Here is an 11,800-nt window from a genome sequence, read left to right as displayed (position 1 = left end):
CTAAACCACTATACCGCTGAGGCGTACCAATGAAAATACATAATATTGCATCCGTAGTTGCCGTAAGTTTGCTTTTGCCGTCGGGGTTTGTAAGCGCAAATCAAAGTTGGTATATAGTCAATGACTCTGTAATGGGTGGATTATCAACAAGCCAAGTGTATGAAAAAGATGACGCATTAGTTTTTTCAGGTACTGTATCACTTGAAAACAACGGCGGGTTTGCATCGGTTCGCACAGCCATTAACACCAATGAGCAAGCCGCTAACCAAATTTCATTACGCGTTAAAGGTGATGGCCAAACTTACCAACTTAGATTAAGAACAACACAATATTTAGATGGTCCAGCCTATACAACTTCATTTAAAACCACCAAAGATGAATGGCACCTAGTGAACTTTACACCTTCGGATTTTAGCCTAACTTTTCGCGGGCGCATACTTGAGCAAAACCCTAACTTTTACTTTAAAGATATTAGGCAGCTAGGCATCATGATAGCTAAAAAACAACAAGGCGACTTTAAACTCGAAATAAACCAAATAGCCTTTAATAATAGTTAATCACAACAAAATTCTATCCCTGAAAAGTGTGTGGGAGTAATTCAATTAAGCATGGGCTAAAACGTATTACATATCACACTAACAGGCTTTATTAATCACTTGTTAGCGATTTGTGTAATCACCCACAACCTCCAAAATAGATCTGAGATAACTCGTAGTTTTATCTGCTATTTTCTGTCTAAATATAAATAAAATAAAAAAGGACTGGCATATATTTTGTCAGAAAATCCCTGCACGAACTTAAGCGTATTAACAGTAAATACGGGCTAGTCACTATGTGTACAAGCGGCAGGCAAGGCATAGCTGCTACTTTTGAAGCACTTTAATTTATAGAGTGTTTTTGGAGCATTGGCCAAAAGTAGCAGCGTAATAGTTGAGCTAACCAAAATAAGGAACATGGCGCTTAAAAGTGTGTTCCTTTTCTTGATTTTAATCTTAAGTCCCTGCTTTAAAATATATTTCAACTTAAAGTTTAATACACTCAGAGCTTCAATTATTTAAGGTATTGATTTACTTTAAATAAAGTGACTTTAGATAAGTAAGGTCAGAGTTTATTTTCTACGGTTTTGTTAAAAACTATCCCGCCATAAGACAATGAATTTACATTTTCAGTCACATCAAAACGAATCACTGTTCCTGAAGTCGGCTCCATTTGAACCCTTATTTGCTCTACTTTATCCATCCCTGTAGATCTAGAGTGCATAACACCCCACGTGACATCAAACCGACCCTCAATGTTCAATTTAACCGTCATTGTGCCAAGCAAACGATGAGTATATTCTCCGACATAATTTTCTTTTGGTAGGCTAAGTAAAAACTCTCTTTTATTTAATTTACTTTGCTGATTCGCTAACATTGTATCTATTGCGCTTAGTTTACCTTTGAGCGATGCAATTCTTTGCACTATAGACTCTTTAATGCCTGCCTCTTGTAAAAGTGAGCCATATACATAATCAGCAATAACACTGGTTAAACGACTACTTAAAAAATCTTCATTATTTAAAATTACAAGGCCAATTTTCTTTTCAGGCATAAATGAAACATGTGCATGGGCTCCTGCAAAGCCACCAAAATGATGTAACATTCTCTGGTTTTTATAATCACCAGTGTACCAGCCCCATGCATAGCCATCGCGCTTAAAATCTAAAAAAGCAGTATCTGTAGTTACTTGCTGAGTATGGGATTTTGCAATTACCTCTGACGGAAAAACGCCTTTACCATCAATATACCCCTGATTTAATTGAGCAATTAAAAACCGCCCTAGATTTTTAGAGGTCGCGTACATCCCCCCAGCAGCATGCATAGTGCTATCTTGCTTTTCTAAATAAAGTGGTTCACTACTTTTGGGGTTAGTTAAAGAATAGGGTTTAGCAATGCGCGATTTATCTTTAATGTGGGAGGATTTAGCACTGGTTGAAAGCATTTTAGCGGGCTCAAAAATTTGATTTTGTAACTTTTCCTGCCAGCTTTGCTTAAAATAACGATCTGCAAAAACACTGTAAATATTGTAACCAACATTTGTATATTTAAACTCACCCACCGCTTCTTTTGATAAGCTTGACTCTTGTATTACCAGCTGTTCAATAGACTGCGCTGTGTGCTCACCGCTAAAAGCCGTTGCTAATACCAACGGTAGATTATTAATTGAAGCCGTATGAGTCAGTAAGTCTTTAGCCACAATATTTTCTCGCCCTGGTAATATTAACTCAGGAAACATCGCCTCTAAGGTAGTGCTCTTTAACGTTGTATTACTCGAAGCATCAAGTAGATGATTAAGTGCTAGAAATGGCTTGGTTACAGATGCAATGTAAAAGCGAGTATCAGCATCAGTTTTTAACCCTTCTTGAATATTACGATAACCCCAATAGCCTTCATATATTATTTTATCTTCATAAACAACAGCAACCGCAGTCCCTGACGGTAATTGTGCTGTTTCTTTAATATTATTTACAAATGAGTTTAAAAACTCACTATCAAATTGATTTTGCTTTGCCTCTATACCAAATGACGATATTAAAATAATAAAACTTAACGCCTGTATTATATAATTCATTTATTTATCTACCTTGATTAGTTTTGTTTATTTCATCATGGATATAAGCCTATTTATAGAATAGATGTAACATCACCTCGCTTTGATGAAAAAAGTTTTGCTAGCTGGCGTGGTGTTATATTAAATTGGTTTTTAAGTGTTCGCGTAAAGTGACTTTGATCTGAAAAACCGCCAAAAGCACTCGCTGAACTAATACTATTTTGGTCACATAAAATAGCCGAAATGCTTTTTTGCAAGGCTAATCGTTGTCGATATTGTGAAATTGACATACCAAAATAGGTTTGAAAAATACGACTCAGGTGTACTCTGTGCACCCCCACACTCACTGCTATTTGCTCGATGCTCATATCACTTTCGTTTAAGGCCTGCTCTGCGAGTTTTAGCCACGTAGGCGGATACCTTAACTTTTTGGCGTAAGGGATGGTGGCGCTAAAAATGCCAAGCACACGCTCTTCATAATCAATGTGTTGTGAACAACTTGGTTGCATCAACATACCGCTCATACCATGCCATTGCGCTGACATTTGACTTAGTTCACTAAAGCGATGATTTAACGCGCCATATTCATCAAAAAAAGCCGATTGCTCCGAGTCAATATTGACTGATAGAAAAAAAGCGCCATAGGGACCAATAACGTTACTGTGCCTATGCGACAACGGTTTATACTCAACAACACCTATTTGGTTTTCTACTTCTGATGATCTACTTTTTTCTATTGCTTGACCTGATACAAGCGAAGAAAATTGGCTCACTTTATGGCTATGCATAGGCATAAAAACATGAGGAAAATAATACACCAATTTGACTGTTTTAATTACCTCACTGTTGGCAGGAACAACTGTAATAGCACGATGTTCTTCATCTTCGCTAAATTTAAACGTATTCATTATTAATATTCCCATACAAAACTCGCAGCTTGACAAAAACAGCATTATTGGTGCTATTTAAGAGTCAGTAATACGTTATACAATGAGCGGTCATTTATTGGTTCAGAGCCACCAGCATTTTAAATAACTGTTAATAAGAAATGCATGATGCGTTGTGTAAGAGGCTTAAGGTTAAAAGGCTCATACTACCCAACTATAGGTCGATGTCGAGAGCAATAGTATCACCCTTATTACCCGACAAGATCCTAAATAAACGACCAAGTGTACGGAAAAACCATATGATAAATTCAATAAGAAACTCAACGATAAGTTCAAGTATATCAATTTTGGAGTTTTCTGAATCACGCTTTCCACGTTTTTTACTTGACCAAATTGGATAGGCGAATAGATAAAAAAGAAAACCTGCAAGTATGTATTTCCAGTCGAACTGAACGAGAAACATATCCATAATTAATAATGTCATGCTATGAATCCCAAAGTAGCCAAAGTTATTCTTAAAAACCATATATATTTAGTCCTATAAGAGGTCAATAAACTGGACAGCCACTTTAATTGAGTAAATAAAGCTGTGCTACCAAACATTAGGATGGGTGTTATCTTTGTTATTTGTTATCCCATCTTTGTTATCATCTTTTATCTTCATCTATAAAGGTCAACACGCCCTAATACTTTCAGTAAAGTTTAATTGTAAAAGGAATATTCTGAGGTCAATTAACCTTGCTATTTTTGGAACGTTGCAATAAATTACTACAAAAACCACACTAAATTTAAAATAATGATGAAAAAACGACTTTCTATACTGCCTATTTTTTTACTAACTGGCTGTAGCTTCACACCTACAATAAATAATAATGACCTTGTACTGATTGATATCACTGATCCCCTTTCAACGACAAGTAAAGTGTCTAGTCAATACCCTGATGAAATAGCCGGTGAAGGGTTAACCCAATTATTTGATGATTCAAAAAGTAGTAAATACCTATCAAAACAAAGTAGCACTTGGGTTCAGTTTGATTATGGCAAACCTATCTCAGTAAAAAAATACCGATTAACCTCAGCGCAAGATGCACCAATGCGCGACCCAAGCAATTGGACGCTACGTGGCTCAAATAATCAGACTGACTGGCAAACACTGCAAACAATCAGTGATTTTAAATTTGCACAGAGGGGTTTTACCGCAGAATTTGAGCTTGATAATGAAAGTAGCTATCAGTTTTACCGCCTTGAAATGACCCAACGCGGTAAAACACAATGGGGAGACAATTATCTTCAGTTGGCGGACTTACAGCTTTTAGCCCCTACCAAGTTACCTGTTGTTGACTTTTTGGTATCAAAACAGATTGTAAAACCAAATGAAAATGTACAACTACAAAGCAATACGCTCAACAAACCAACCAGTTATGTATGGCGCGCCAATAAAACCATACTCTCTAAAAATACACCATCCCCAACAGTGAGTTTTGCTGAACCTGGCAGTTATAATTTATCTTTAAAAGCGATTAATAATTATGGTTCAGACACCTTAACCAAATATAATGCAATTAAAGTACTCGATAAAAGTAAACCATGGCAAGGGTTTAAAACTCCAACTGTAAAGTTGAATTTTATTGATAAAAAATCACCGGGTTATCATCGTCTAATTGCACTATTTCCTGATTTATCCCAAACAATTGATGATGTTACACATCAATTAGTTAAAGAATTATATAAAAATTTTGCAGAAGTACCAGAGTTTCGCCAAGTAGAATTTAAATTAGAGTGGATGGATACATTAGCGTATCGCAGCGGTGATGAAACCAATATGGTTATCGCCTTTAGCTCAAAATATATTACTGAAAAACTCAAAGAACAACCGGATGAAGTCGTCAAATATGAGCTACTTGGTGTGCTTTGGCATGAGCTTACCCATGGTTACCAGCTGTTTCCTGCAAACACCAGTTATGCATCTGACGACACTCACGCCTTTATTGAAGGCATGGCCGACTTGATCAGAATTGAAGCTGGCTATCATAAAACACGCTCACCTAAAACCTCACAAACATGGCTTGGTGGTTACACTAATACAGGGTTTTTCTTAAAGTGGTTATCTGACAACAAAGTGGATGATTTTGCATACCGATTTAATCAAACTGCAAAAAATATTGAACCGTGGTCGTTTCAAACTGCCATAGAATCACTCACTGACGAGCCTCTTTCTTCACTTTGGGAACAATACCAGCAGAGCCTAATCACTGCTCAATAAACTAAATAATAAAAAGCATATAGCCAATTATATGCTTTTTACTAATAAATATGCATATCCCCACCCTCTTTGTTCGCCAAGTAGCCCTCCAACCCCCTCTAAATTACTGCCTCAAAGTTACCTGTCCTTACATTTTAAATCGACCTTAAAATAGAAAACTTTGTGAACTAAATGTAATTTTTGTTTGACATTGTTTATTTTCTAGCTGATTATTGGATCGTTCCTATTTCTGGGTTTGTTTTTAATAAATAAAATTGATATACGAATAAAATATAAATATTTATTAGCCTGTAGCTATGTAAATTTAGTTTTTTTTAGCTTTAAATTGGAACGTTCTAAACTATATAAATAATAAAATGGGTGGGGATATGAATAAGTTACCAAAAAGATATTTTTTTTCTAAAATCTGCATAGCGCTGTCATGCGCCTTGTCAATTCCGGTTATTGCGGCTGAACAAAATACTGAAAATAACGTCGCAGAGACTGAAATTGAACGTATAGTAACAACTGGTTCGCGTATTAAACGTACCGAACTTGAAGGGGTTGTGAACGTATTTTCGATCACCTCTGATGATATGATCAAAAATGGATTTTCATCTGTTTATGATGCGCTGGCAAATAATACAGCAGCAACGGGCGCTGTTTTAGGTGAAGTTAACACAGGCTCTTATACACCTGGTGCAAAAGAGCTCAACCTACGAGGTTTAGGCCCTGAGTACACTTTGATCCTCGTTAACGGTAAGCGTCTAGCATATTACCCTATGCCTTTTGGCGGCCAAACAAACTTTGTTAACCTAGATATGATACCAACTGCAATGGTTGATCGTATTGATATTCAAACGGGCGGCGCGTCAGCTATTTACGGCTCAGAAGCAATGGGTGGCGTTGTTAATATCATCACCAAAAAAGGAATTGAAGGTCAATATATCGATATTGACGGTGGTGTAGATACGTATGGCTCAAATCGCCGTAAAAGCGTTAGTTTTGTAGGTGGCTATAGCAAAGATGCATGGACCCTTGATTACGCATTAGAATACAAAGATAACGCGGGGCTTTTTTCAAGTGATCGTCCTTATCACGACAGTCTGTGGGATAACCCTGCGCCAAATGGAAACCGCGAATTAAACCGATCTATTACTGTTTACTCGCTTGATACACCAACAATCAATAACTACAGTACACAATATTGCAACACCGAAACTAACCCTCACCCAAAGGCTGTGCAACACTTTATTCAGCGTAATAATTATGGCATGAGCTGTGGCTGGGATGAAACAGGCGACAACCATTTAATAAATAAAAATCAAACATTTAGTGGTTACTTAAATTCAGAATATGAATTAAGTAATGACCTTACCTTATTTGCAAATGGCTTTTATATCAGCCAAGAAAAGAAAGGTAGCCGTGGCACATTATTCTTTAACGATACTGAGTTTTGGGATCCTGATCTAGCAAACAAAGACGGCAGTCAAGGCGCTAGTGTAAAATACATGTGGCGTAAAGTGCTCGACAATGAGTACACCAATGATGGTTATGGTCGTACATTTAAAGACACTTCTTATTCATTTAACTTTGGTGTTATGGGCCAAGTTGCTGACTTAGATTACTCACTAGGCTTTTCACGCTCAGAGTATGACTTTTCTGACCGCTATTTGCATAACACCAAAACAGGTCTGTCATCTGTTCTTGGTGCGAAACTCGGCGAAGTTAATAACCTACCAATACACCGCCCAAATTACGGGTTGTGGTTTGGTGAGCTAACCCCTGATTCAGCACTGCAAATTGCCGATTGGGCCACATATCAAGGTAACTCATTTAATAATACATTTACCGCAGATATTACTGGTGATTTATTTGAACTTCCAGCTGGGCCAGTGGCGTTTTCAGCCTATATAGAATTTATGAATGAAGGGACAGAAGCAATCCCTGATGAACGAGTTCTAAATAAAGAGTTTGAAGGTCTGACAGGGGTAACAACAAAAGGCGAGCGGGATCGTTATGCCGCGGCAATTGAAGTGTTAGTTCCTGTGACTGATACGCTTGATATCGAATCCGCTGTACGTTATGACTATTATGATGATGACTCTAACGTAGGCGGCGCATTTTCCACACAATTAGGTTTAAGCTACCGCCCTGTTGAAGAAGTCGTTTTTAGAACAGCAATGGGCACAACATTCCGTGGGCCTGATTTAGCGGCTGTTTATAAAGGCTTTAGTGGTAACTTTGGCGCAGGCAACGACCGCATCCTTGCAGATGCATGTAAACAATTAGCCAACTCAGACGAAGCACTAGAATATGACGCCAGTGCTCTGGCAACTAGTTGCGCAAACGCAGACCTTCAAAGCAACCCTGATCAACCCAGCTTACAAGTAAACTTTGAAAGTGTATCAACTGGTGATAAAAGCTTAAAAGAAGAAACCGGAAGCACCTTTACTGCGGGTATCGTCTATGAGTTTAACGAATACCTTTCGTTTAATATCGACTACTACGACATTACAATCAAAGACAAAATTCAAGTCCTTAGTGCAGGCTACATTATGTCGATTGACTATGACTGCCAAACAGGCGTATTTGATAGTAACTCTGAGCGCTGTAAAAACATGGCTTCGCGCATTCAACGCTACGACGGCGCAGGCAATGGCACTGACCGATTAGGTAACCCAATCTCTGGCGACCCTTACACACCGCATACAATTACTGAAGGCTATATTAATGCATCTGAACGTCAAGATGCTGGTGTTGATATTGGCGTTAAAGGCCTAGCTGAAACTGACCTTGGCTCGTTCAAGTATCAGTTTAACTTAACTCGCACACTGAAAAAGAAAGAGCGTTTGCGTGCTGGCGATGAGTTACTTGATTTACTTGATGACCAAAACAACATGGATTTTCGCACCTTAGCGAATGCGAGCGTTACCTGGGAGCACGATAATACTGCTATTTCTGTATTAGCGAATTACAAAGGCGCCCTGTGGAATAACGCCAATTATGGTGATCGCGTAAAATTGCCCGCATGGACCCGCTACAACCTAACTTTAGGTCAACAGCTAAATGAAGATGCACGCGTTATTTTCACTATTAATAACCTATTTAATGCGATGCCTCCACAAGATGAAACGTTTACAGGCTACCCATTTTATCGCATGGGCGCATACGACACACTTGGCCGCCAATTCTCGCTGCGCTTAACTTACGCCTTTTAAAATACCACAGGTGCTTAATATTAATTAAGCACCTAATAATAATTAAAAATCAGGTAATATCATGAAAAAATTACATTTATCAACAATCGCTTTGTGTGTAACAAGTCTGCTAGTCGGGTGCAATGACGGCTCTGGGTTTGTTTCAACAGCAAAACCAAAAACAGATACCCCTGCGGTTGTAACAGAAACCGCGGTTAGAAACATGAGCACTGATGCAGGCCGTGAAATCTCAGCGATTGATGCAGACTCGCCACCAGCTGAAACAGTTAGCAATTTATTTGATGGTAATAAAGGCACTAAATTTTTAACGTTTTCAAAAAATGCGACCGTCATATTTAAAGCCAGCCAAGCTTATGAGCTCGTGTCGTATAACTTCATTTCAGCAGATGACGAACCCAACAGAGATCCAAAAAACTGGGTACTCAAAGCCTCAAACGATGCTAACGAATGGCTTGAAATTGATAGCCAAGCTAACCAAGTATTTGCTAAACGTGGGCAATTAAATAGTTATGAGATTGAAGGCGAATTAAGTGCTTATCAATATTATAAATTTGAACTCGTTCACGGTGGCACTGATAGCTATGGGAACGATATTTTGCAACTTGCTGAAATTGAGCTTCAAGTAAAAGCAAAAGCCCCGATAGTTAGCTATAACGTCAATGATAAAACGCCAGAAGTTGACCAATTTATCATTTTTAAAGACACCTCTTTAGCTGGCGCTACAAGCTGGGAATGGCAATTTGAAGATGGAACACCAGCAACAAGTACAGCGCTAAGCCCTCTAGTCAAATTTAGTTCGTTAGGGCCTAAAACAGTTACACTCACGGCAAGTAATGATAAAGGCAGCACGACGTTAGTAGATAAAAATGCGATTCGTGTTTGGGACCCTGCTACACCATGGGCTGGCTTTCCAAAACCTGCGGTTAGTTATACTAAAAACTTAGCAGATCACCCTGGGCAACTCGCATTAGAGCGTGTAATGCCTGACTTAACAGACATTATCCATCAAATTTCATTAGGCGTTGCGCAAATTCTTTATACTAACGTAACTGAAATCAATGTATTCGAAACACTGAATTTTGAAACAGGTGAATATGACTTTCCCGCAGCAAAAAGCGGCACAGATAAAAATATGATTTTATATTTTGATCTAAACCACTTAGCTAACCTAGAAAGTAAAGGCGATGAAGCATTACGTCAAGAGATCATGGGTATACTGTGGCACGAATTAACCCATGGCTACAATAACACGCCAGCAAACGGCGAATATAAACCCGGTGCAGAGCTTCACAGCTACCTGGAAGGCTTAGCTAATTATGTGCGTATTAAAGCAGGCTTTTTAGAACATCAACGCCCACAAATTAGCTGGATCGATAGCTGGAATGAAGATGCCTACAATCAAACATCGTTCTTTTTAGAATGGGTGGCGAATACAAATCAAAATACTGATTTTATACGTTTATTTAATGCCTCAGCCAATGAAATTGAAGAATGGAGTTTTGACGCTGCATTTAAATCAATTTTTTCAGCGCAACGCGGTATAGATATTGTTTTCGCGCAGTATCAGCAGTATTTAAAAAATGACTTAGGGTTAACTCCCTCTTACCCAACACCGGTAGAAGGTTACCGTAACTTTGCACAAGATGCCGGCATGACAGTAACGGGCTACGCCACTGATGTAGGTATTTGGGGAGAAGGGGTTGATAAAACAACGGATAATAACGTTAAAAATAAATATAACGCGATCATTGAAGCGCCGTGGTGGGTAGCAGAGCACGCCCCTACACTACTGCCAATACAAGTCGTCTCCAGTGTTGATGTTGATTTTAGTTTTGAACAAACTCAGCTACTTAACCGCTACAGTATTGCAACGGGTAACGATAACCCACAACGCGATCCTACTAGCTGGCAAGTATTTGGCTCAACCGATGGTGCCAACTGGCAACTTATTGATACCGCCATGTTCCCCGATAATCCTGCACGCTTAGTTACCTATCAATTTGAAGTACCGAGTAATACAACTGCTTATGCATATTACCGGTTCAGCTTTTTAAATGAGCAAACAGGCGATGGTGTTGGAGGCGATGAAGGCCGCCTAGTTCAACTTGGCGAAATTGCATTACTAACTAAAGAATAAATTTTTGTGAAACCCCGGGTAAACAAAAAGCCTTAACGTCAATGTTAAGGCTTTTTTATTTTAAAGCTAAAGTAACCACTTCAATAAAAAGGAAAGTAAAAATAAGACCAAGTTGATACAAATGATTATTAATAATAATTTGTAAAAGAAAGATCGCTCTCAGTAGCACCTGACCAACGCCATCCTACACAGCAAAATACCTTACCAATTATTATCAACATCTTATGTTGTCGAGTGGCTGGTGAGTGACATGAGCGGACGGTCAGGAATTATAATATCTGAAGTCAAAATTTGATCCCATTGGCTTTAATCGAGTGATTTTCGTGATCAAAGCTTAATGAGAATATGCAAGTTGGTCTGCATTCAAGACAACACCTACAGCAATGAAATAAACTAGACAGCCACTTTAATTGAGTAAATAAAACTGTGCTACTAAGTTTACTCTTTTAGGCTAAAAACTTATCTCTTTTTATATCATCACTTGCACATCGTTCATTAAGCGAGCGCCTATACTGTGAAACCTAAATTACGCGCATGAAAATAACTGCATAATTGCAGTTTTAACTTTTTACTGAGGACTTTTAACTTTATGCCAGTAGCTTTTCGCTGTTACTGACGTTGCTACGCCGTTTTCTGCTCAAGTGTTCACAGTAACTCTCTTGTGAGGTCGTCCTACCTACTGCGCCATGAAATACGCGTGTAAATTGCGTGGTCAGTTTTAACC

Annotated in this window: 6 protein-coding genes and 1 pseudogene; 4 read left to right on the top strand and 3 right to left on the bottom strand. The window is 38.4% G+C overall.

Going from position 1 to position 11,800, the window contains the following annotated elements; all coding sequences use genetic code 11:
* The first annotated feature begins 29 nt into the window (after window positions 1-29).
* A complete protein-coding gene (locus tag A7967_RS18165; protein WP_054206480.1) occupies window positions 30-557 on the top strand; it encodes a CIA30 family protein in 528 nt (175 codons plus the stop codon).
* A gap of 544 nt (window positions 558-1,101) precedes the next feature.
* Here A7967_RS18165 and A7967_RS18160 read toward each other — a convergent pair.
* The gene (locus A7967_RS18160) at window positions 1,102-2,610 is read right to left on the bottom strand and encodes a serine hydrolase domain-containing protein (RefSeq protein WP_064435949.1); all 1,509 of its coding nucleotides are present in this window, start codon (window positions 2,608-2,610) and stop codon (window positions 1,102-1,104) included.
* A 53-nt stretch (window positions 2,611-2,663) separates the two neighbouring features.
* Complete coding sequence (locus A7967_RS18155) at window positions 2,664-3,497, bottom strand: helix-turn-helix domain-containing protein (RefSeq protein ID WP_054206482.1); 834 nt, start codon at window positions 3,495-3,497, stop codon at window positions 2,664-2,666.
* A gap of 775 nt (window positions 3,498-4,272) precedes the next feature.
* On the opposite strand from A7967_RS18155, the gene A7967_RS18145 reads away from it, so the two are divergent.
* The 3 genes from A7967_RS18145 (at window position 4,273) to A7967_RS18135 (ending at window position 11,076) form a co-directional block, all read left to right on the top strand.
* A complete protein-coding gene (locus A7967_RS18145; RefSeq protein WP_064435947.1) occupies window positions 4,273-5,739 on the top strand; it encodes a basic secretory protein-like protein in 1,467 nt (488 codons plus the stop codon).
* Window positions 5,740-6,107: 368 nt separating this feature from the next.
* Complete coding sequence (locus A7967_RS18140; RefSeq protein ID WP_064435952.1) at window positions 6,108-8,939, top strand: TonB-dependent receptor domain-containing protein; 2,832 nt, start codon at window positions 6,108-6,110, stop codon at window positions 8,937-8,939.
* Window positions 8,940-9,000: 61 nt separating this feature from the next.
* A complete protein-coding gene (locus tag A7967_RS18135) occupies window positions 9,001-11,076 on the top strand; it encodes a basic secretory protein-like protein (protein ID WP_064435946.1) in 2,076 nt (691 codons plus the stop codon).
* Window positions 11,077-11,663: 587 nt separating this feature from the next.
* On the opposite strand, the pseudogene A7967_RS23440 reads toward A7967_RS18135, so the two are convergent.
* Window positions 11,664-11,800: pseudogene (locus tag A7967_RS23440) on the bottom strand (transposase); the annotation flags it as partial.

It is taken from the genome of Pseudoalteromonas neustonica, from assembly GCF_001653135.1.
GTDB classification, from domain to species: Bacteria; Pseudomonadota; Gammaproteobacteria; order Enterobacterales; family Alteromonadaceae; genus Pseudoalteromonas; species Pseudoalteromonas neustonica.
Note: the sequence above shows the minus strand (reverse complement) of the source record. Positions and strands in the feature narration are given on the sequence as shown.

Excerpts from the sequence above, each read along its gene's own strand:
- A7967_RS18165 (WP_054206480.1), top strand. The coding sequence starts at position 30 with ATGAAAATACATAATATTGCATCCGTAGTTGCCGTAAGTTTGCTTTTG.
- A7967_RS18160 (WP_064435949.1), bottom strand. The coding sequence starts at position 2,610 with ATGAATTATATAATACAGGCGTTAAGTTTTATTATTTTAATATCGTCA.
- A7967_RS18155 (WP_054206482.1), bottom strand. The coding sequence starts at position 3,497 with ATGAATACGTTTAAATTTAGCGAAGATGAAGAACATCGTGCTATTACA.
- A7967_RS18145 (WP_064435947.1), top strand. The coding sequence starts at position 4,273 with ATGATGAAAAAACGACTTTCTATACTGCCTATTTTTTTACTAACTGGC.
- A7967_RS18140 (WP_064435952.1), top strand. The coding sequence starts at position 6,108 with ATGAATAAGTTACCAAAAAGATATTTTTTTTCTAAAATCTGCATAGCG.
- A7967_RS18135 (WP_064435946.1), top strand. The coding sequence starts at position 9,001 with ATGAAAAAATTACATTTATCAACAATCGCTTTGTGTGTAACAAGTCTG.